The organism is Candidatus Phytoplasma asteris (assembly GCF_038505995.1).
Lineage (GTDB): Bacteria > Bacillota_I > Bacilli_A > Acholeplasmatales > Acholeplasmataceae > Phytoplasma > Phytoplasma asteris.
On record NZ_CP128414.1, the window covers coordinates 181,364 to 203,333 of the forward strand.

Annotated in this window: 20 protein-coding genes; 10 read left to right on the forward strand and 10 right to left on the reverse strand. The window is 28.0% G+C overall.

All coding sequences use genetic code 11. The features are described 5' to 3' along the window. Positions 1-33: 33 nt before the first annotated feature. From QN326_RS01080 to QN326_RS01125, 10 genes are all read right to left on the reverse strand, one after another. On the reverse strand, positions 34-2,337 hold the full coding sequence (locus QN326_RS01080) for a hypothetical protein (protein WP_342386697.1): 2,304 nt from the start codon (positions 2,335-2,337) through the stop codon (positions 34-36). Positions 2,338-2,426: 89 nt separating this feature from the next. Then, positions 2,427-3,329, reverse strand: coding sequence for a hypothetical protein (locus QN326_RS01085; protein ID WP_011412557.1), 903 nt, complete (start codon positions 3,327-3,329; stop codon positions 2,427-2,429). A 20-nt stretch (positions 3,330-3,349) separates the two neighbouring features. Beyond that, entirely contained in the window at positions 3,350-5,497 is a 2,148-nt protein-coding gene (locus tag QN326_RS01090; RefSeq protein WP_342386698.1) for an ATP-binding protein, read from the reverse strand. Between the two features lie 61 nt (positions 5,498-5,558). Next, positions 5,559-5,807: a hypothetical protein gene (locus tag QN326_RS01095; RefSeq protein WP_342386699.1), complete on the reverse strand. Its 249-nt coding sequence runs from the start codon at positions 5,805-5,807 to the stop codon at positions 5,559-5,561. A gap of 38 nt (positions 5,808-5,845) precedes the next feature. After that, a complete protein-coding gene (locus QN326_RS01100; RefSeq protein WP_011412554.1) occupies positions 5,846-6,289 on the reverse strand; it encodes a hypothetical protein in 444 nt (147 codons plus the stop codon). A 37-nt stretch (positions 6,290-6,326) separates the two neighbouring features. Next, entirely contained in the window at positions 6,327-6,470 is a 144-nt protein-coding gene (locus tag QN326_RS01105; protein WP_187321650.1) for a hypothetical protein, read from the reverse strand. A gap of 13 nt (positions 6,471-6,483) precedes the next feature. After that, the gene (locus QN326_RS01110) at positions 6,484-6,816 is read right to left on the reverse strand and encodes an HU family DNA-binding protein (protein WP_011412474.1); all 333 of its coding nucleotides are present in this window, start codon (positions 6,814-6,816) and stop codon (positions 6,484-6,486) included. A gap of 60 nt (positions 6,817-6,876) precedes the next feature. After that, a complete protein-coding gene (locus QN326_RS01115; protein WP_011160778.1) occupies positions 6,877-7,191 on the reverse strand; it encodes a single-stranded DNA-binding protein in 315 nt (104 codons plus the stop codon). A gap of 1 nt (position 7,192) precedes the next feature. Beyond that, complete coding sequence (locus QN326_RS01120; protein ID WP_342386700.1) at positions 7,193-7,819, reverse strand: sigma-70 family RNA polymerase sigma factor; 627 nt, start codon at positions 7,817-7,819, stop codon at positions 7,193-7,195. A 230-nt stretch (positions 7,820-8,049) separates the two neighbouring features. Further along, complete coding sequence (locus QN326_RS01125) at positions 8,050-8,472, reverse strand: hypothetical protein (protein ID WP_342386701.1); 423 nt, start codon at positions 8,470-8,472, stop codon at positions 8,050-8,052. A 130-nt stretch (positions 8,473-8,602) separates the two neighbouring features. Here QN326_RS01125 and QN326_RS01130 point away from each other — a divergent pair, with 130 nt between their 5' ends. The 10 genes from QN326_RS01130 to QN326_RS01175 all read left to right on the forward strand — a co-directional run bounded on the left by QN326_RS01130 (position 8,603) and on the right by QN326_RS01175 (position 21,912). Next, positions 8,603-9,034, forward strand: coding sequence for a hypothetical protein (locus QN326_RS01130; protein WP_034171993.1), 432 nt, complete (start codon positions 8,603-8,605; stop codon positions 9,032-9,034). A gap of 35 nt (positions 9,035-9,069) precedes the next feature. Further along, positions 9,070-9,402 carry a hypothetical protein gene (locus QN326_RS01135; RefSeq protein ID WP_156956334.1) on the forward strand — a complete coding sequence of 111 codons (333 nt, stop codon included), beginning with the start codon at positions 9,070-9,072 and terminating at the stop codon, positions 9,400-9,402. A 476-nt stretch (positions 9,403-9,878) separates the two neighbouring features. Next, on the forward strand, positions 9,879-11,834 hold the full coding sequence (locus tag QN326_RS01140) for an ATP-binding protein (protein WP_342386702.1): 1,956 nt from the start codon (positions 9,879-9,881) through the stop codon (positions 11,832-11,834). 201 nt (positions 11,835-12,035) lie between these two features. Further along, positions 12,036-12,752 (forward strand): hypothetical protein, encoded by a 717-nt coding sequence (locus QN326_RS01145; protein ID WP_342386703.1) that lies wholly within the window; start codon positions 12,036-12,038, stop codon positions 12,750-12,752. A gap of 307 nt (positions 12,753-13,059) precedes the next feature. Further along, entirely contained in the window at positions 13,060-13,329 is a 270-nt protein-coding gene (locus QN326_RS01150; RefSeq protein ID WP_011160495.1) for a GroES family chaperonin, read from the forward strand. A 199-nt stretch (positions 13,330-13,528) separates the two neighbouring features. Then, positions 13,529-15,139 carry a chaperonin GroEL gene (gene groL, locus QN326_RS01155; RefSeq protein ID WP_011160496.1) on the forward strand — a complete coding sequence of 537 codons (1,611 nt, stop codon included), beginning with the start codon at positions 13,529-13,531 and terminating at the stop codon, positions 15,137-15,139. A gap of 157 nt (positions 15,140-15,296) precedes the next feature. Beyond that, positions 15,297-15,998: a hypothetical protein gene (locus QN326_RS01160; RefSeq protein WP_342386704.1), complete on the forward strand. Its 702-nt coding sequence runs from the start codon at positions 15,297-15,299 to the stop codon at positions 15,996-15,998. Between the two features lie 405 nt (positions 15,999-16,403). Then, positions 16,404-18,350: an NAD+ synthetase gene (locus QN326_RS01165; protein WP_342386705.1), complete on the forward strand. Its 1,947-nt coding sequence runs from the start codon at positions 16,404-16,406 to the stop codon at positions 18,348-18,350. Positions 18,351-18,443: 93 nt separating this feature from the next. Further along, positions 18,444-19,607 carry a tRNA 2-thiouridine(34) synthase MnmA gene (gene mnmA / locus QN326_RS01170; RefSeq protein WP_342386779.1) on the forward strand — a complete coding sequence of 388 codons (1,164 nt, stop codon included), beginning with the start codon at positions 18,444-18,446 and terminating at the stop codon, positions 19,605-19,607. A 67-nt stretch (positions 19,608-19,674) separates the two neighbouring features. Continuing rightward, a complete protein-coding gene (locus QN326_RS01175; protein ID WP_034172208.1) occupies positions 19,675-21,912 on the forward strand; it encodes a RelA/SpoT family protein in 2,238 nt (745 codons plus the stop codon). Positions 21,913-21,970 lie beyond the last annotated feature (58 nt).

The window sequence follows — 21,970 nt, forward strand, 5'->3', positions numbered from 1 at the left end:
TAGAACAATAATGCAAAAAAATATTCATTATTGTTACCATCCAAGCCATTGTTTGTATGTGTCCCATTTTGATGCAACAGATGCGGCACCACTAATTAAACCACCTATGCCTCCGCCAATAATCGTACCGACACCAGGTAAAATGGCAGAGCCCAATGAAGCTCCTATTATGGCTCCTGATTTCGTTGAAATAACTGTGTTTACTACTGCACCTGTTCTTTCTACGCTTTTGTCCCATTTGGAGGTTTTGATTTTTAGTTGGTCGGCTTTGGTGGTTAGGGTTGATTTGTCTTCTTCTAATCTAAGGATTTGGTCATCTAATTGCTTTTTCATTGCTTTGTGAGCAAGTTGTTCGGTTCTCAATTGCTCTTTTAGTTTTTCGATTTCGTGTTGTAGTTCTTTGTTTTCGAATCCTAATGAACCGCTTGCGCCTTCAAGTCCTGAGATTGCACCTTCTAGTTGTTGGATTTTGATTGCTTGTTGTTTAAAGGTTTTCATGTTGGTTTCAATTTCGGCGGTTAGTTTGATGATTTGTTCTGCTTGTTCTTGGATGGTTTGTTGTAGTTTTGCTATTTCTTCATCTTTTTGGTTGATTATTTCTTGTAGTTGAATTTCGTTAGCTTCTAAGATGTTGATTTTGCCTTTTAAGTCTTTAATTTGAGTTTGTTTATTATTTAATTGGTTAACTAATGCTTCGTTTGCATTGCCGTTTTTCACTAATTCATCTTGAATTTCTTTGATTTCTTTTTCTAGTTGTTCGTTTTCGGTTTTAGATGTGTTTAGTTGTTCTTGGATTTTATTTAAATCGTTAGTGTATTTTTCTTTTAGGTTTTTGTTTTCTAGTTTCAAAGTATCTATTTCACTTCTAAATCCTTGTTCTTTAATTTTTAGTTGTTGCATTTCGTTTTTTAAGGTTTTGATATGCGTTTCTTTGTTATTTAGTTCTTGTTGTAGAGTGTCATCAGGTTTTTGGTTGATAATTAAATCAGTGCATTCTTGTTGATATTTATTTAATTCTTGTTGTTTTTTGGTTAATTGTTGTTTAATTTCAGATAAATCATTATTTTTTTGTTCTAATAGGGATTTATAATTATTGAGTTTAGTTGGTGGAAGAGTTTCGCTTACGTTATGACTAAATTGAAACATCCAATCTGTTGGACTTTTTGTGATATTGTATATTCGGTGTATTTCATTTAGGTCTTTGTCTTTTATGCAGAAAAAATTATAGTAAAAAGAAAATTTAATATAGTAATACTTGACATTGTTAATTTTTATTTCTAGGCTATTTATTGTTTGTTTATTTTCGTTTTTTTGGGGTTGGTAAGGGTTGAATGGTTTTAATTCAACTGTAAAAGGCTCGGTAGAATAATATATTTTTTGGTCAATAACTCTTTTGACATTTTTTAAATCTAGGTTTGATGCTATTTCATTAGCTTTAATTTCACAGTTCTTTTCCCATTCATCAAAAAGTTGTGTTAAATTATTTAATTCTTGTTGTAAAGAAATTTGTTGATTTGAAAGACTAACTAATTCTTGGTTAATTTTATTGATTTGTGTTTGTTTAGTTAATAATTTTTCTTGTAATTGTTTAGTATTTTCATTGTTTTTTGCAATTTGTTCTTTTAGTTTTTTGGTTTCTTGTTCAAGTTCAGAAACCATGTTTTTGTAATTTGCAATTTGTTTTTGGATTTCTTCCAAAGTTTTTAAATGTTGTTCTCTTAAGTTTGTGGTTTCTTCTTGTTTTTGGGTTAATTGTTGTTTTAGTTTATCTTCATTTTGTTTTAATTGTTTGATTTCTTCTTCTTTGAGTGCTAGTTGAGCTTCGAAATTAACCTTTTCTTGGTTAATATCAGTTTTTAAGGTGTTAATTTCTGAATTTAGTTGTTGTTTTTCTTCATTAGATAAGTTAATTTGACTGATTAATTGTTGTTCTTTGATGTGTAGTTGTTCTTCTTTTTGGTTAATTTCTTGCTGTAGTTTTTCTAAATCTTGTTTGTTTGAAAACAATTGATTTTCTAATTGAGTTTTTTGGGTTTGTAAATTTTGGATTTCGTTATTTTTGTTTTGGGTATTTTCAATTTGATGGTTTAAATTAGTTTGGATATCGTTAATTTCTTGTTTTAATTTGTTTTTGGTTTCTTCTGTTAATTCTTGATTGTTTGCTAATTCTTTTTCTTTTGATGTGAGTTGATTTTCTAAGTTATCTTTTTGATTTTTGATGTTTAACATTTCTAATTGTTGAGCTTGTAAATTAGCTTCTAGATAGTTTTTTTCTTGTTCTAATTGTTGAGTTTTTGCTTTTTCTTGTTGGATTAACTCCTCAACTTGTTTTTGCATTTCAGGATTTAATTCATTTCTCTTGTTTTCTATTTTTTGTTTATGAATTGGTTGTTGTGTAGTTAGTTGAGGAGTTTGTTCGTTATTGTTTAGTTCAGGAGGTTTGGCTGTTTTTTTTTTTTTTGAGTTTCTCTTTCTTGGGGTTCATCTTTTGTGGTTTGGTTTGCCTCTTCGTGACGGTGTGTGTGAGTGTTTGGGTTTTTATTTTTATTTTCTAGTTGTTGAGGTGGATTTGGATTTCGGGTTCCTTCTTGATAAAATTGGTAAAGTTCATAAGCGGTTGATGCTATAGAAACCCAAAATAAAATTTTACCACCAATTTTACATATTTTACTACCGACATTCGCTATTTTGGAAGTAGCTTTTTTTTGAATTATTTTTTTAGTTCCTTTTCGGATAGCTTTTTTCGTGCCACCTTTTAACCAATTACCGATTTTACCAATTCCCAAACAAATACCGATTATACTCAGGGTAGTTGCGAGATAATAACCTAATTTATTTTGGCGTGAAGGTGTTTGATTAGGATTTTGATTATTGCCTGTTGCTTTATTATGGATATACTCGATAAAATCGCGAATTGGTTGAGTAATTTTATCGTATAACGATTTGGTTTTGGTAGCGGCATTGATTGTAAAATCGTTTATTTGGGAGAATATTTCAGGAAAGAATTTAAAAAGAACCCAATAAATACCACCTACAATTAGTGTGAGTGGTAATAAAATGAGGATTGTAGTTTTTAGTGGTTTGATTATTTTTACAAACCAATTATCTTGCTTTTGTTGGGTTGAAACGATTATTTTAGTAGGTTGTGCGGTTCTTTGTTGTTTAATTGGTTTTGTAGTTTTTGGGGTTGATTTAGTAATTCTTGTTGAAGTTTTTTTCATTATGGTTGCTTTGGTGGTTTTTGGGGTTAATTTTCTTTGATTTTTTGTGGTTTTTTTGGTTGTTTGTTGTTTTTTAGTTTTTTTGATTATGATTATTTTTTTTGCCATATTATTTTCTCTCTTTCTAATTATTTATTTTCTTTTGTGTTGTGTTTTTGGGTATATAGGGTGATGTAGCCTTGTTTGGGGTTGAAGTGTAGGTAGTAGGTTTTGCTTTTCAAAACGCCTTCAGGACTTCTTTCGTTTGAGGTGCAGTTTACTTCATCCATGAAAAAGTCTTTATCTTCTTCGATTAGGTGTTTGGGGCCTTCGTATTTGAGTTTTATGTAATGATTTGATGGATCTATACGAACACCATTGCCCCCACCAAATTGTGAATCATTTTGTTTTTCTTTTGTGTAGAAACCATCAAACTCATCTACTCGCATACCCTCATCGTACCATTTGTCAAATGGGTTTTTTACAAATAGGGCGAGGTCGGCGGGTTCGTGTTCGCGGTGGTGACCGCGTCCTAGGCCGTAGAGGCCGTAGAAGGTGTAAGTTCTTTTAATCATTGTTTGGTCTTTTGGGGGTTTTAGGTATTTGATTATTCCTTGTTTCCATGCTGTATATTGTTCTTCGCATTCTTTTCTGCGTTTTTTGATATCGTTCATGTTTTTGTTTTTATTTTGTTTGACGTCTATTGCCTCATCTAGGTCGGAAGGCAACATTACTTCATGAATTTTATTTTGTGATTTATATTTATTAGTTTTGTTGTATGCTTCGTTGATGATAGTTGTTAAATCACGATTTGAATAGTTTTTACCCTTACATTTGTTGGCGATATCATTTAAATGTATATATGTGTGATAACTAATTTGATAAGGTGTGATTAGGAATTTTAAGAAGTCTTCAATTTCGTGGTCTTTGATTAAGTCGATTTTGATTTCTTTGCTAAATCTACTTCTTAGGGCTTTGTCGATTTGATTAAGGTAGTTAGTTGCCCCCATTAAGACAATTTTTTTGTTATTACTGTTAAATCCATCTAGTTTAGTTAATATATTATTAATTATATTTTGACTTGTTTTGTTAGTGTTTTTGTCTTCTCTATTAGCAAGTCCACTGATTTCATCGATAAAGATAATTGCTTTACCATGTGATTCTGCTTCTTTCCAAATTTTTTCCCATTCTTCATTGCCTTCACCAACGTAAGTCTTATCTAGTTTAGAAGGTTCAAATTCAATAAAATGTGCTTCGGTTTCATTACATAAAGCTTTCATTAAAAAACTTTTACCTGTTCCAGGAGGGCCGTATAGTAGGTACCCTTTGGGTTTGATTTTGTCATAGTTAACTAAATCGTTGTTATCATCTTTGAAATAATAAATTAAATCTTCTAATTCTTCTTTTTCCCTTTCCATTCCGTATACATCTTTGAATGTGACTTTCTTTTTTTCAAGTTTTGGGGTGTTTGGGTTTTGGATGATTTCAATTTCGTTTTTTAGTTGTTTAATTTGTTTTTCGAATTGGATTAATTGTCCGTCTAAGAATAAATCATAACTTTTTAGGTTTTGGATTTCTTGGGGGTCATCTTGGTGTTGGGTGATTAGTTCTTTTATTTGTTCTTTGTTTGCGTTATTGTAATTAATTGATTGTTGCAAGGTGTTTATTTTTTGATAAATATCTTTGAAGTTGGTGGTTTTATCTATTTCTAATTTAGTTGTTTGGATTTTGTTTTGATTAGTTAATTGTGATTGTGTGTTTTCTACTCGTTTTTTAGTTTGGGTTTTGGTTTCGTCATTGATTTTATCTCGTTTTTGGGTTGTTTTGGTTATTTCTTGATTTATTGCGTTTATATCATTTTCTAATTTTGTTTTTTCATCATTAGTTAAGTTTGTTTGTTTGTTATTTAATTGGTTGGTTTTTTCTTCTAATTGGTTTTTCAGGGTATTTATTTCTTGATTTAAAGTGTTGATTTTTGCTAAATTAGAATTAATTTGTTGAGATAAAATGTTGTCTTCTTCTTTTATTTTTTTTGATTTTTCTATATTTTTTTGGTTGAATAATTCTAATTCTTGTAAACGAGTTTGGATTTCACTAAGTGCTTCTTTTTCTTTGGGGTTTAGTTCTTTGTTATTTTGTTTTGCCTCTTCGTGGTGGTGTGTGTGAGTGTTTGGTGGTGTATTTTGGTTATTGTTGGTTGTGAATGGTGATTTGGTTAATCCGATAATAAATAAAACAATAAGGATTAAAACAAATATTGATAAAAAACTAAGATATATTTTTGTTAATGTTTTCATGTTTTCTCCTTTCGTGTGAATTGGTACAAAAAAAAGACTCTCGTGGTGAGAGTCTTGGTTGTTATTTATTTTCCAGGGGTTGGATGGTTGGTTTTTGGATGATTTGGGTTGTTTGTTTGTGAGTGGGGTTTTTGTTGGTTTTGAGTTGATTGTGGGGTTTGGGGTTTGGGTTGGCTATTGTTTGTATTGTTTGGTTTTGGGGTTGGTAATTCTTGTATTCTTCTTTTGAACGGATGAGTGTCGTTAGGGTTGAATAGTTGAAGAAAACTAAAAAATAGATGTTTAAATATAAAACATAAAACGGTAACAAAAACTGCGCCCGTCATGAAGCCAATAGTAAAATTTGAATCAGTCATTTTCATTGTCCTTTCCGATTGAGGTGTTGTTGTGTTTTTGGGATTTTAACAATCTTTTTCTTTCTTTTTTAGATTGCCAAATGGCTACTTTATGTTTTTGTTGTTCTATTTGAGATAATGTTTTTTCTTGTGCAGTTTTTATTTGTTCTAGTTTTTGAAGTAATAATTGTTCTTGATGTTCTTGTTTGGTGTTTTTGATTTCTAAAGTTTGAAGTTTTTTATTAGGAAAAAATATGTTTATAATAGTTTGTTTAATAAAAACAATTGTATTTTTAATTAATTTAAAAATAGGTTTAAAACCAGTAATGATTAATATTGTAAATAGAGTTGTTTGTATTCCATCCAATCTTCTTTCCATGATTTCAGCAGCGGTAAATCCTTTAGTGTAATTTAATATAAAATTACTAATTATTGTAAATATTGAAAAAATCCACATTATTTCCTACTTTCTTAATAATTTTTATAAAATTTATTCATTTATTTTTAGATAATTTCTTTTTATTTTTAAAGGTTTTATTGGAATGATGTAAATTTATCCATTTACCTTTGTGGGTTTTGGTGGTTGAACGGTCTTTAAAGTGAGTTCCTTGGTATGTTTCGGTCATTGCGTCGCTCATGTTATTTCTCCTTTTATTTTAATTGAAGTTTTTTGACTTCGTCTTTGATTGGTTTTGACATTTTAAAACTAACAACCGTTTTTGCAGGTATTTTTAAATTTTTACCAGTTCTTTTGACTGTTTTTTTTCCTGTTTGTTTATTGATGATGAATTTAGTTTCGGGTGTTATGTGGGCTTTTCTAGTTTTTAAGATGAATTTGCCAATTTTAGAGGATAAAACTACTTCTTCATTTGATGTAATTGCTTTAATTAGAGCATTCTCAAATGAATTGTAAAACTCTTCGGTTTGGGTTATTGAGGTTTTATTTACCTCAGCTATTGATTTAATTAATTCTTTTTTATTCATATTTTTTTCTCCTTTTGGTTTATAAAAAAAGTCCATTTTGGGGACTTAATTTTTTAAATATTATTTAGTTTTGTTGTCTAAAAAGATGACGTTTTGGATAATTACTTTGGTGGTGGTTCGCGTTTTACCTTCGTTTGTGGTATATTTTTGGATGGATAATGCGCCTTCTGCATATATTTTTGAACCTTTATTTAAATATGTACTCATGTTTTCAGCTTGATTTCTAAAAACGACACAAGGGATGTATTGCACTTTATCTTTATTGTTAATTGCTAAATTGAAATCTATTTTAGGGATTTGTTCGTTGTTGCTATTGATATATTGTTTTTCTAGGTTATGAGCGATATTACCGATTAATTGGACTTTATTTAACATTTTATTTCTCCTTATTTTTATAATTTGGGTTTAGTTTTCTAATTGCATTATCTTTTAAATCTTCAATTTGTGAGAGTTTTAAATTAAGTTTTTGGGCGATGGCATGATTGGTTAGGGGTTGTTGATTAGGTTCGTTGTTGTTTTCTAGTGAGATACCAAAACTTAAACAAATAACATTGAATTCATTTTTACTTAGTTTAGTTTTTAGTTTTTTTATTAATAATTCATGTTTTACTTGTTTTAACCATAATTGATGTGGATTAAGGATTTTATTCCAATTAGGTTGTTTGTATTGTTCTTCTTTAAAACTGATATTGTTTGATTTGGTTGTTTTTTGGGGGATTGAAGGTGAATGGCTTTTTCTTATTAGTTCGCTGATTGCAAATTTTATTTTTGGAGTTGCATAAGTAACAAAGTCATAGCCTAAATCTTGGTAATTATTTAGAGCTTTGATTAATCCTAAAATCCCTTCTTGATATAAATCCTCTTTAGTTAAAACTCGCGGATAATATTTAAATTGATAAGCTAGTTTTTTTACTAAAGGTAAATGAAGTTCGATTAATTGATTACGAATTTCCAAATTCTTTTTATTTTTTAAAAAATCTTTAAATAATTTTTGTCTTAACATTCAATTCCTCTCTAAAAACATTTTTTAGAAAAGATATGAAATTATTTTTTTAGTCTTTGAAACAAAAAAAGACTAACTTAATAGTTAGTCTTAAAGAATTTTTAAAAAACAAAAAAGTGTCTAAACTTTTGGAACACCTCAAACAGGCTCAAAAACATATTTCATGAAAGAAAGAAAATAATAGAATTATTAAGAAATTCTTTAGTATCTAATTTATCTGCTCCCAACATTCAAGCAAATTTTTTTTCACCAGAACAAAACCAAAGATTAGAAGAATTCAAAACAACTAATCCTACATATCTAAATTTAACACAACAAGAAAAAAATATATTAGATGATTTGGAGAAAAAACTACAAGAATTTGAAAACGCATTAAATAACATTACATTATCAGAACCTAATAAAACTCCTAAAACAAGAGATAATTTAGCTGCATTAAAGAAAAAAACAACTACTGAATTACCACCTTTAACAGGCACTAATAAAAAAGACAAGATAAAATAAATAAGAACAAAATTAAATGAATTAAAAGAATCCATTAAAGAAGAAATAAAACTAATATTAGGACAAAAAATACTTGAATTAATGCAACAAACATTACAAGAATATTTAGAATAACAAAAAAAACAAATTAAAGATAAAATTAATAACATTATTAAAAAATTTACTACTGGTATTAATGCACCTTATTTTACTTTTAATCTTTCTAATAAAAAAATAAAATGGTATTCTGGAAGTCTTTATTATGATAGTATAAAAGAGTTAGAAAAGTATTTAGAAAATATGACATATAAAGCAACACTGCCTACAATAGATTCTAATTTAACTTTATCATTTAAAACAAAACAAAAGGAAAATGAATTAAAAGAAGTTGATTATGCTTATTATGATTTAGTTAATAATGATAATCAAGTTAATAATAATATGAGTGTTATTTTAAGATTTCGTCCTTTTGTTGCTCCTTTTTGTCTAGATGAAAAAAAACAAGAACAAGCATGTAAGAATTGTACTACATGTCAATCTAATTCTTGTCAAGATGAAAAAGATAAATTAAAACCATGCGAGCAACTTAAAACAGGATTTGGAGCTTGGCTTTCGCCTCAAGATTGTTTAGGAGAAATTCAACAAGAATTAAAAAACAAAATGATAATGCATCATCACAACAAAGAAAAACAATCTTTTTATTTTTTGAAAAACCAATATATAATTTTTTAGAAGAACAAACATATTCTATTAATCATAGTTCTTTTATGATAGATATATTACCTGATACTCATTTAAAAGGATTAGATTATATGCAAAGAGCTCATGAATCATGGGAGCATCATCATCAACCTAGCCAAACAAATGAAATACATCAAACAGGACAAAATATGTATCATAATTTAAATAATCAACTTAGAGACCCAGCATTTAATAGAGCATGGCAACAAGAAAATAAAGGTCAATATAATTATAACTATAATCAAAATTCTTCACCTTATCAAATAAATTATACTCCTACAATCTATCAAGTTCCTAATGCAAATATGCAAATTGTAATTCAACAAGAAACTCAAAATAATCAACAACCAAATCAATAACATTAATAATTAATATATAATATAATAATGAAAATAAAGGTTAATTATAACATGGCATATAAAAAAATGAACCTAAAAAGGATAAAGCATTAAAAGAAGTTGAAGTTAATGAAAAAGCAACTAACGTTCAAATTAAAAAAACAAAAGATTATAAAAATAAACTTAAAGTAGTAAAAGAAAATGAATTTGAATATGATGAAACATTAAATCTAGTTTCTAATAATGAATCTAAAAGTAATACGTTTTTCTTTGTAATTATTATTTTGATATGTATTACAGCATTAGGTGGTTCTGTTGTTTTTTCTTATATGACAAATGATACAATGGATAAAAACTTTCAAAAAACAAATGAAATAATTACTACAACAAAAACAGATGTTGAAAGTTTATCAACAGAAGTTAAATAATTAAAAGAAAACCAAACAAATAATAATCAAACTGATGAAAATAATAATACTCAAACTGATGAAAATCTTATGACTATTCAAGAATTACAACAAATGATGGAAGATATAATTCATGGAAATAATCTACATACTCTAAATGACCTTATAAATGCATTAGCTAATAAAAATGATCCATCTAAAAAACAATTACAACACATAGATAAATTTCCTGAAGGTACTAGATATTTTCCTATGCCTTTAGATGAATTTGAAGGATTACCTAGTTTTAAAAAAACTATTGGGATGGAAAGTGTTATAGACCAATTACAAGGTTTTCTTAATTATTTAAGTGATCCTTTATCTTATGTAGGTGTTGGGAAAGTTAAACCACCTCAAGGAGTCTTATTTTATGGGGTTCCCGGAACAGGTAAAACATTCTTTACTAGAGCACTTGCTAAAGAAGCTGGTAGACAAGTTGGTTTTTATGAAACTAATGCTGCTGAATTTGTTTATCAAACTCTTGTAGGAGATGGTCCTAGGTTTGTTAAAAAGTTATTTGAAGATGTAAGATTACATAATAAAAAAGAAGGAGTAAAAGCTTCTATTATCTTTATTGATGAATGTGAAGAAGCTTTTAAATATCTAAATAAAACTGCAAATTCATCTTCAGATCTACCTAACGTTGTAAACCAATTTAAAACTGAATTAACCTCAACAAAAAATGATCCTAAAAAACCTATTTTAATTATTGGAGCAACTAACTATTTTGATAAAATAGATGAAGCTATTAAATCACGTTTTACTTATCATATTGAAATTAAAGTTGGTCATGCAACAGCCAGAGCTAAATACTTAGATTTAATGATTAATGTTTTAAGAAAAAATCCTTTTCACGAAGAAGCATTAGAATATCTTTTAAAAACTGTTAATCCTTTTCTTGATAAGTTTGATGCAGAATCGCGTTCTAATAGACGTTTAGAAAATATGATTGAATCATCTGTTATTAATATGAATAATCGTTTAAGTGCTGAAAGTCGTGCAAAACAAAAAGAAATTGATGATAAAACTAAAAAATTACAATTAGAAGCAAATACTTTATCTTTATCACAAGAAGAAAAAGACCAACTCCAAAAAGACATTCAAGAATTAAAAACACAATTGCATAATAGAAAAATTAAATTAGAACAAATAGTTGAAAATGAAAGCCAAATGGCACAAATCAAACAACAAGAGACAAAAATAGAAAAAGAAACAGCCGAAAAGAAAGCCCAACAAATTATATTAGAAGAAAAAATAGCTAAATTGAATTTTGAAATAGAGTTTTTGCAAGAAGAATTAAACAAATTAAACGAGAAACAATCCCAACCAAAACCCTTACAACCTCCTACCTCATCAACTCTACAAACATCTGAATCAAATGCTTCTTCAACTCCGCCACAAGATGTAACGCCAACTCCTCCAAACAGTGAACAACAACCTCAACAACCAAATCCAGAGGCTGAAAAACTAAAACAACAAACAAAAGATAAACAAAAAGAAAAAGAAGAACTATTACAAAAAGAAGACCCATTAAAATTAGAAGAAGACATAACAAAATTAGTACAAAAACTGGCACAATTGGACCAAGAAAAAAAACCTTTTAAAGCAAAAGTTAAACAATTACAAAAGGACTTAGAAAAAGAAGTTAGAGTAGTTGATTTAAGAGCAGCTTTTTATCAAGTTTATGGTATGAAAATCCTTAATACACCAGAAGAACGTTGTAATGAATTACAAGAATTAGCTAAGGTTTATAATAAAAGAAATACACAAGTTCTTTATTCAACACAAGCAATGCATTATTTCAACCAAACCTTAAATCCTAAAATTAATCAATTAATGGAAGAAGCTCAATGTGATAAATTAATTGCTTATTTTGTAGAAGCTTCTAAAAGAAAGTTTTTAGAAACCAAACAAACATTACAACAAAACGATTTAGATGAAGTCTTTAAAGAAGTGTATGGCGGATTAGATGAATTAACACAAAAATTAAATAATAATTATAAATAAATAATGGATATTTTATATCCATTATTTATTTTTATCCTAATTGAAATTATTTATCTTTGTTGGATAAATTGAATAAATTATTTATATTAACATTATGTTATTGTATTTTGATATATGTTATAATTGAGGTGATAAAAGTGATATAATAATTCCTTAAAAATAATTTATCAAGTATATTAGAAAACTAAAAGGAGCAATATTTTGTATTTTTCCATCACTCAAAAGACTAAAAAGACTTTGCATAAATATATTCTAGCAGCTCATATACTTGCTTTAGCTCTTATATTATTTCATTTTTCTAAACAAATGGGGCTATATGATTATTTTAGGTCTCCTTTAACTTATAAAGCTTATTTTAATCTGGCCTTAGTACCTTTATTTTATTTAGGGTTTTTCTTTGGATTTAAGAAAGCTTATTTAATGCTTTTTATTTATCTGTTTTGTGAATTTGTAACTACTTTGGGACATTTTTGGATTTTAGCTGATTATGATATTTTTTTGCTTGAAAAAATAAATATTAATAAAGTAGCTTTTTTTATACTGAATTATCTTTTAAAAACTTTAATACCTCTTTTATCTTGGTCTTTTACAGGATTATTATATTGTAAAGATTTAAGTCATTTTAATATTAATAAAAAAAATATTATACGTTTATTAAGTATTTTAATTATAATTATGTTAATTCATGCTTGTCTTTATGCTATAAATGGTTATTTATGTTATTTGCCAAGTATTAAATATATTCTAAAAGATAATCCATATTATAATATCTTTTTTGCTAATGAAATAATTTCCTTTATCACTATTTTTGTTCTTAATTTAGAAACAGTTATTACTTGTAATTTATTATTATTTGGTTGTGTTATTTATCTTAATCCAAGATTAAAGATTATTTATCAAACTTATTTTTATGAATAAACAATAACATAAATGAATAAACAATAACATAAATGAATAAACAATAACATAAATGAATAAACAATAACATAAATGAAAAACTTTTTTTGCAATTCCCAATAAGACAAATTTAATAATATTTACCAAAAATATAAAATAAATTTTTGAATCCTCCAAACCAAATTATTTTTTTTAATACTTGCCAATTATTAAATCTTATGATATAATAAAAGTGCTTTGGCACTTAAATTATTTATTGCCAAAATTAAATCATTACAAAAATATTTTATTTGCTATAATAAATTATTAAATTAAAAGGAGTTTAATCATGAAACAAAAAACAATTATCCCTTTACATGACAATGTTGTTTTAAAATTGAAAATGGAAGAAACTAAAACAGCTAGCGGAATTATTTTGGCTTTATCAGAAAAAGAAAAATCCTCTGTTGGGGTTGTTGTTGGAGTAGGTTCCAAAGTTGAAGGTTTAAAAAAAGATGATGAAGTAGTTTATAAAAGCTATTCTGGTAGCAAAGTTACTTTAGGAGAAAAAGATTATTTAATTGTTGCTGTAAAAGATATTTTGGCACAAATTAAATAAGATAATATAGATAAGATAAATAATTATAAACTAAGTATTAATAAATAAAAAGACAATATTTTAAACTTTTTTTAAAATTATAAATCATAAAATTATAAATATTAATTAAATATCAATAAATCAATAAATAAAGATATAAAGATATAAAGATATAATAAGATATAATAATCAATAATCAAAATATTTAAGGAGTAATAAAATGAGTAAAAAAATACTTTATGGCAAAGAAGCAAGAAAAGCTTTATTACAAGGAGTAGATGCAATTGCAAATACTGTTAAAGTGACTTTAGGACCTAAAGGACGTAATGTTATTTTAGAAAAAGCCTATGATTCACCTGCTATTGTAAATGATGGTGTTTCTATTGCTAAAGAAATTGAATTAAAAAATCCTTATCAAAATATGGGAGCAAAGTTAGTATATGAAGTAGCTTCCAAAACTAACGATAAAGCAGGAGATGGAACAACTACAGCAACTGTTTTGGCACAAAGTATGATTCATCGTGGGTTTGATGCAATTGATGCAGGAGCTAATCCTGTTTTAGTAAAAGAAGGAATTGAGTTAGCTGCATTAACAGTTGCCAAAAAACTTTTAGCTAAATCTAAAAAAGTAGACGCCCAAGAAGATATTCAAAATGTGGCTGCTGTTTCATCAGGTAGTCAAGAAATTGGTAAAATCATTGCCCAAGCGATGCAAAAAGTAGGAAAAGATGGAGTTATTAATGTTGATGAATCCAAAGGTTTTGAAACAGAATTAGAAGTTGTTGAAGGATTGCAGTACGATAAAGGATATGCTTCTCCTTATTTTGTCTCTGATAGAGAAAGTATGACAGTACAGTTAGAAAATGCGTTAGTTTTAGTAACTGATCATAAAATTAGTACTGTGCAAGAAATTGTACCTATTTTGGAAGAAGTAGTAAAAGCATCTAGACCTTTATTAATTGTAGCTGAAGCTGTGGAAAATGAAGTTTTAGGGGTTTTGGTAGCTAATAAATTAAGAGGAACTTTTAATGTAGTTGTAACTAATGCTCCTGGTTTTGGTGATAATCAAAAAGAAATGTTACAAGATATTGCAGTACTTACAAAAGCTAATTTTGTTTCTAAAGAACTTAATATGAAATTAGCAGATTTAAAAATGGATGATTTAGGAAATATCAATAAAGCTATTATTAAAAAAGATAATACTACTTTGATAAGTAATTCTAAAAGTCCTGAATTAGAAAAACGTATTCAAGTATTAAAAACTCAAATTAAAAATGCTACTTCTGATTATGAAACTAAAAATTTGCAAGAAAGATTAGCTAAATTATCAGGAGGAGTTGCCTTAATTAAAGTTGGGGCTGCAACTGATACTGAATTAAAAGATAAAAAATTACGTATTGAAGATGCTCTTAATGCTACTAAAGCTGCTATTACTGAAGGAATTGTAGTTGGTGGTGGAAAAGCTTTAGTTGAGGTTTATCAAGAATTAAAAGATACTTTGGTATCTGATAATAAAGAAGTACAACAAGGAATTGATGTAGTAGTACAAAGTCTTTTAGTACCTACTTATCAAATTGCTTATAATGCAGGATTTTCAGGTAAAGATGTGGTAAAACAACAACTTTTACAACCCTTAAATTTTGGGTTTAATGCTAAAGAAGGTAAGTATGTTTGTCTCTTAAAAGAAGGTATAATTGACCCTACTAAAGTAACTCGTCAAGCTGTTCTTAATGCTGCTTCTATCTCTGCTTTGATGATTACAACTGAGGCTGCTGTGGTAAGTTTGAAAGAAAATAAAGATAATAACTTTGATTTAGGAACACAAGAATAATTTTTTATAACTAATAAAGCTTTATTTTTTTAATTATTGTCTCCCATTTTTCCTTTTTTCATGTTAAAATAATAGTAGGTTTTGATTGTCTTTTAACTCTTTGTTAGAAAACAACTCAAACCATATAATTATATAACGCAAGAAAGGAGAACAAACAATGCAAAATCAAAAAAATCAAAAATCTTTAGTTGCTAAAGTTTTAGTTTTATTTGCTGCTGTTGCTTTAATGTTTGTTGGCGTTCAAGTTTTTGCTGATGATAAACTAGATTTAAGCACTTTAGAATGTAAAGACGCTCTTGAACTTACTGCTGCTGATGCAGCTGATGCAGAAAAAGTTGTTAAACAATGGAAAGTTCAAAACACTTCATTGAATGCAAAAGTAACAAAAGATTCTGTAAAAGTAGTGGTTGCTGATAATAAAGTAACAGTTACACCTGCAGATGGTGATGCTGGAAAAGCTTTATCAGGTTCAAAAGTATTAATTTTAGTAGGCGTATGTGAATTAAATAAATTAACTTTAGGCACAGACAAAAAACTTACACTTACAGTTAAAGATGGCAAAGTAGATGCAGAAGCTGGTTTAAAAGCTTTAAAAGAAGCTGGAGCTAAAGTTCCTGCAACTGTAAACAAAGACGACGTAACTTTCACAGTTGGTAAAGACGACAATGCTAATAAAGTTACTGTTAAAGCTGTAGATGGTAAAACTACTGTTTCAGGACAAGTTGTCTTTGAATTTACTGTAGCTAAAACACCTTGGTACAAAACAGTGTGGTTCTTAACATTAGTAGCTGTTGTAGTTGTTGCTGCCGTTGCTGGTGGTGTGTTTTTCTTTGTTAAAAAAAACAAAAAAAATAAATAATCTTATTTAATCATTATTTAAAAAGCTAGGTTTTTTAACCTAGTTTTTTTTATTTATCTTTATTATTAATAATAGTTTTTAGCAATAAAATAATCTTTATAAATACAATTATAATCAAAAATTATTATTAATAATAAAAAAGAATCAATTATAAGGTTTTATTTGGGAAAATTATTAAAAAATTATATAATATATATAATGGTTTTATTTTTTTTATCATCCCAAACCATAAATTAAATATTTATCAATTTATTTAACATCATAAAAAATTATTAAATTATTTAAATATAAACAATAAAAATTATAGTTATTATTATAAATTATCTTAATAAAAAATATTAATTATCATAAATATTAATCTTTAATTATTAAATAATGAATAACTAAGGAAGCAAATGAAAGAAAATGTACAAAAACGGTTCTATTAAAATTGAATTAGCAAGCCCTCCTTTAACAGTAGGTAATCCCTTAAAAAATGCTTATAGTATGCAAAATGTTCTAAACAAAAGTAAAGCCAGTTTTGTTTTGTTCCCCGAACTTTGTTTAAGTAGTTATACAGCAGGAGATCTTTTTTTTGAAACTACTTTTTTAGAACAAAATTTTCAAGCTCTAGATTGGCTTTTAAAAAATAATTCTTTTGAAGGAGTCTATATTTTAGGTATGCCTCTTGCTTTGCATGAAGTTTTATTTAATGTAGCAGTTATCATTCAAAAAGATAAAATATTAGGAATAACCCCTAAAAAAACTATTCCCAATTATAAAGAATTTAGCGAAAAAAGATGGTTTCAATCAGGCAAAACCTGCGAATCCCAATACATCCAAATTTTGGGTCAAACAGTTCCTTTTGGAGATGTTTTATTTATTAATTCCCAATTTGATCTTATTTTTGGAGTAGAAATTTGTCAAGATTTATGGACTGTCTTTTCTCCTGGTGATCTACTTTCCTTAAACGGCGCTCATTTAATTTTTAATCCTTCTGCCTCAACCGATCACATAGGCAAACTTGATTTAAGAAAAAATGCCGTTCTTGATCATTCGCGCAAACAAATTGGAGGCTATTTTTACACTAGTAGCGGAATTACTGAATCTACTGTTGATAATTTATTTTCTAATCACAAAATGGCTGCTTTGTTAGGCGAAATGGTCGCCGAAAAAGATTTATTTAATCAAGATGTAAGTTTAGTAGTTGATGTTTGTGTTGATTTAATTAAATTTCAAAGAAGAATTGATACTACTTATGGTGACCAAAGAATAGGAAAACAACATCCTTTTTTAAAAGCTTATTTTGAACTCCAAGAAACGCCCCATTATCAATTTGAAAAACCAATTAATCAAACGCCTTTTATTCCTCAATCAAATGTTGCTTCGCATTTAAAATTGGCAAATGAAATCCAAGTATTAGCACTTAAAACTAAACTTAGCAATTTAAACGCCAAAATAATTGTAGAAATTACTGAAAATATTAATGATTTGTTAACTTTGGTAGTTGCTTTTCAAAGCTTTTCCTTGTTGCAAAAACCGTTAGAAGATTTCATTGTAATCCTAAATCCACTTCTTTTTTCCAACCAAACTCATTATCAACTCCTCAAATATTTTTTACAAACCAAAGGAGTTTGCCACATTTGTGAAAGTAGTTTTTTAAAGAAAAAAGATTTGTTAGCCTTTTTGGGACTTGACAAAACTGATGCCACCACTAACACAACTAATCTAACTGATGCCACAAATGACACAAGCGCAACAAATGAAATAAATGAAGCAAACGAAACAGCTACTTTATTCAACGATATTAACAACATTTCTACTTTGTCAAACGAACTTGCTTCTTGTTCCAAAGACCTAGATCAAGTTTTTTTAAAGGAATTAGCTTCCCAAACACAAAAGTTTTTGTTGTTAGAAAATAATAATTTTTCGGATATGGCTTTAGGAAAAAACAATCCTCGTAGTCATTACGACCACATTTATAATGTCAATGCTGGCGTTCCTAATGTTTTAGTCAAAGAATTATTACTTTATCATTTAGAAAAAAACTATTTACAAATTGCACCTGCCTTAAAAAAATTATATCAAAAATTAGTGCAAGAAAACATCAATCAAAAATTAATTATGGAAGATTTTATTCTTTGTTGCCACATTAAAAAAGGCTTTACCAAAACCAAAATTGCTTGGTTGTTGCAAATTGCCTTTGATTTGAGTCCAGAAAAAAGCAATCAATTAGTTGTTTCATATCTGAAAACTTTTTATCAAAATCAATTTAAAAGACAAAATATGGCACCAGGTCCTAAAGTTTTAGAAAATAGTCTTTCGCCCAGAAACGAATTTTTGCTTCCTATTTATCTACAAAGACAAGAATAAAAAGCAATAAATCAAAGTTCTAAAAATATAAAATCTCAAAACATCAATAAATATCATCAAAATAACAAATCAAAACACACACACACATAACAAATTAAAAACAAAGAAAAGGAGCAAAAAATGACAAAAGTTGTTGTTGGTTTATCAGGCGGAGTTGATAGTGCCGTTGCTGCTTTTCTTTTAAAAAAACAAGGTTATTTGGTAGAAGCAGTTTTTATGCGTAATTGGGATAGCAATCTTAATTTTGATATCCAAGGTAATCCCACTTTAAATGACATATGCTCGCAAGAACTAGATTATAAAGATTCCTTAAAAGTGTCTGAACAACTAGGAATTAAGTTGCATCGTGTTGATTTTATTGAAGAATATTGGCAAAAAGTCTTTATGTCTTTTATCAAAGCCTTTGAAAATAATCTTACTCCGAATCCTGATATTTTGTGTAATAATGAAATTAAATTTAGAGCTTTTATTGAGTATGCAACAACAAAACTTGCCCCTCAATATATTGCTATGGGACATTATGCTAACATTATATATGAAACTTCTTCAGACCAAAAATTATTTCCACGACTTGCTTGTGCTGTTGACCAAAACAAAGATCAAACTTATTTTTTATCACAACTAACAACTAAACAATTACAAAATATTTTGTTTCCTTTGGGCAATCTCACAAAACAAGAAGTACGCCAAATTGCTTTAGAAAATAATTTAATTAATGCCACTAAAAAAGATTCCACAGGGATTTGTTTTATTGGTGAAAGAAATTTTTTTCAATTTTTAAGCAACTATTTACCCGCTCAAAAAGGTGATATTAAAACTTTGGATGGGACTTTTTTAGCACATCATAAAGGAGTAATGTATTATACCATAGGGCAACGTAAAAATTTAGGTTTGGGTGATGTTCCCAGCCAAAAACCTTGGTTTGTCGTTGGCAAACACCTTCCAACTAACACTTTATACGTAGAACAAGGTAGCACACATCCTTATTTATACAGCGACAAAGCCTTAATTGGTGATATTGTTTGGCGCGGCAAAAAAACCAATTTGCACCTACAAGCCAAAATGCGCTACCGCCAACCCAATCAAGACGTTATTTTAACTTGGCTAGACCAAAACAACTTAGAAATTCATTATCCTCAAACAATTAAAGCAGTAACTCCAGGGCAAATATGTGCTTTTTATGATAAAAATATTTGTTGTGGGGCAGGCGTTATTAAAGAAGTTTATTTTCAAGGCACAAAAAGACTATACACTTAATTTATTTTTTGATTTCTTTTATTTTCTTTGCGTTTTTTTGCAAATCCTTAAAAAAGAAGGTGATAAGATGATTTTAGATTCCGATTTAACTTTAGAAAAAGATAAATTATATCAAGATTTAATGGCTGTGATTTCCAAAAATATTCAAGATGCCACCATTTTGCAAAAAATTACTCAAGCCTATCTTTTTGCCAAAGAAAAACATCACGGGCAAACACGTTTTACAGGAGAACCCTATATTATTCATCCTTGTGCAGTGACTAAAATTTTGGCACAATTAAACAGCGAACCCAATACTTTAATGGCAGGATTACTCCACGATGTTTTGGAAGACACTAATGCTACTATGCAAGATTTAACTTCTTTGTTTGGCGAAGACGTGGCTTATTTAGTTTATCGGGCAACTAAACTTACCAAAATTGCTTTTCACAAAAATCAAGGACATGCCGATAATCAACAAAAAATGTTTTTAGCAATGGCAAAAGATATTAGAGTTGTTATTGTAAAGATTGCTGACCGCTTGCACAATATGCAAACTTTAAATTCGATGCCTTCAGAAAAACAATTACGTATTGCCAAAGAAACCTTAGAAATTCACGCTCCTTTAACACATCGTTTAGGGCTTTTTGAAATTAAATCACAATTAGAAGATTTGTCTCTAAGATATGCTTTTCCTCAAGAATACTATCGTGTTTCTAATTTAATTTGGTTAAAAAAACAACAACGTGAAGAATCAATTACCAAAATTATCACCAATATTAAATCTCTTTTAGACAGCCACCAACTCAAAAATTACACTATTAAAGGGCGTGTCAAAAATATTTATAGTATTTATAAAAAAATTGTTAAAAGAAAAGTTAGTTTTGAAGAAATCTTTGACCTTTTAGCTATTCGAATTATTGTGCCTACTGTGGATTTGTGTTATCAATGTTTAGGGATTATTCACGGTCATTTTTCGCCACTTCCCCTAAGATTTAAAGACTATATTGCAGTTCCTAAACCTAATCTTTATCAATCTTTGCATACAACTGTTTTAACTAAGGATGGCTCTTTGTTTGAAATGCAAATAAGAACTCAAGAAATGGATGAAATTGCTGAAAAAGGAATTGCTGCTCACTGGGCTTATAAAGAAAATAAAACTTATTCCCAAGAAGCTAAACAACTAGAACTTGCCAAAAAATTAAGATGGTATCAAGAATTAGTTAAAATTACTATGGATGCCAAAAATCATCCCGAAGAAACACCCAAAGAATTTGTAGATTCTATTAAAAATGATATTTTAAGTGATAATGTCTATGTTTTTACTCCTACTCAAGAAGTATTTGAGCTTCCCAAAGGTTCTACCCCCATTGATTTTGCCTTTCGTATTCATTCCGCAGTAGGAAGCAAAATGACAGCAGCCATCATTAACGGGCAAATTGTACCAATTGATTATCAACTCAAAAATGGTGATATTATTTCGATTAAAACCAATAAAAATATTTTATCAGTTAATAAAGACTGGTTGCGCATGGTAAAAACAACACATGCCAAAAGAAAAATTAAAGGTTTTTTAAAAAAAGATATCAAAGAAAATAAAACTGAATATTTAGCAGAGATTCAAAAAGGAAAAGATATTATTGAAAAAGAATTAACTGCCAATAAAATTGAACTTTCCTTGATTGATAATAATTTTGTCCAAAAACATTTTGAGCGTTACAATATTCAAACTCTTAATGATTTTTATTATGAAATTGCTAAAAAACAATTAAATCCTAAGTCAGTAATTAATAAATTGCTTGTTTTAGCCAAAGAAACTTTAAGTCAAAATATTTTGCAAAAACAAATGGCAAAATCGCATAAAAAACTCAAACATCAAAGTGAGACAGGCGTTATTATTGAAGGTCTTAGAAATCCTAAATTAAAATTGGCAAGTTGTTGCACCCCTGTTTATAACGACGAAATCCTAGGATTTGTCACTAAAGGAAGAGGTATTATTGTGCATCGCAAGGAATGTAATAATTTAGCTCAATGTGATGAAAAAAGATTAATTACTGCTTCATGGCAACAAGACCCTACTATTGCTAAATATCCTGCTTGGATTAGTATTATTGCTTCTACCAAAGATACTTTAGTGCAACAAATTATTAATAAAATTAACAGTTTTAATGTAAGTATTTTAGAATTTAATGTTATTAATAAACAAAAATTAGAAACTATTATTAAGATTAGGATTTTAATAGCTAATACTAAAGAATTAAATAATCTAATTACTAATTTATATAAAATTTCGCAAATTTATCAAATTCAAAGAGTCAATAATTAAATAATTTATTATTTATAATGCAGACAATTATTTATTCCCCATTTATTTTATTTTACTC

Excerpts from the sequence above, each read along its gene's own strand:
- QN326_RS01080 (WP_342386697.1), bottom strand. The coding sequence starts at position 2,337 with ATGCAAAAACAAGTTGAGGAGTTAATCCAACAAGAAAAAGCAAAAACT.
- QN326_RS01085 (WP_011412557.1), bottom strand. The coding sequence starts at position 3,329 with ATGGCAAAAAAAATAATCATAATCAAAAAAACTAAAAAACAACAAACA.
- QN326_RS01090 (WP_342386698.1), bottom strand. The coding sequence starts at position 5,497 with ATGAAAACATTAACAAAAATATATCTTAGTTTTTTATCAATATTTGTT.
- QN326_RS01100 (WP_011412554.1), bottom strand. The coding sequence starts at position 6,289 with ATGTGGATTTTTTCAATATTTACAATAATTAGTAATTTTATATTAAAT.
- QN326_RS01105 (WP_187321650.1), bottom strand. The coding sequence starts at position 6,470 with ATGAGCGACGCAATGACCGAAACATACCAAGGAACTCACTTTAAAGAC.
- QN326_RS01110 (WP_011412474.1), bottom strand. The coding sequence starts at position 6,816 with ATGAATAAAAAAGAATTAATTAAATCAATAGCTGAGGTAAATAAAACC.
- QN326_RS01115 (WP_011160778.1), bottom strand. The coding sequence starts at position 7,191 with ATGTTAAATAAAGTCCAATTAATCGGTAATATCGCTCATAACCTAGAA.
- QN326_RS01120 (WP_342386700.1), bottom strand. The coding sequence starts at position 7,819 with ATGTTAAGACAAAAATTATTTAAAGATTTTTTAAAAAATAAAAAGAAT.
- QN326_RS01125 (WP_342386701.1), bottom strand. The coding sequence starts at position 8,472 with ATGTTATTAATTTTATCTTTAATTTGTTTTTTTTGTTATTCTAAATAT.
- QN326_RS01130 (WP_034171993.1), top strand. The coding sequence starts at position 8,603 with ATGACATATAAAGCAACACTGCCTACAATAGATTCTAATTTAACTTTA.
- QN326_RS01135 (WP_156956334.1), top strand. The coding sequence starts at position 9,070 with ATGATAGATATATTACCTGATACTCATTTAAAAGGATTAGATTATATG.
- QN326_RS01140 (WP_342386702.1), top strand. The coding sequence starts at position 9,879 with ATGACTATTCAAGAATTACAACAAATGATGGAAGATATAATTCATGGA.
- QN326_RS01150 (WP_011160495.1), top strand. The coding sequence starts at position 13,060 with ATGAAACAAAAAACAATTATCCCTTTACATGACAATGTTGTTTTAAAA.
- groL (WP_011160496.1), top strand. The coding sequence starts at position 13,529 with ATGAGTAAAAAAATACTTTATGGCAAAGAAGCAAGAAAAGCTTTATTA.
- QN326_RS01160 (WP_342386704.1), top strand. The coding sequence starts at position 15,297 with ATGCAAAATCAAAAAAATCAAAAATCTTTAGTTGCTAAAGTTTTAGTT.
- QN326_RS01165 (WP_342386705.1), top strand. The coding sequence starts at position 16,404 with ATGTACAAAAACGGTTCTATTAAAATTGAATTAGCAAGCCCTCCTTTA.
- QN326_RS01175 (WP_034172208.1), top strand. The coding sequence starts at position 19,675 with ATGATTTTAGATTCCGATTTAACTTTAGAAAAAGATAAATTATATCAA.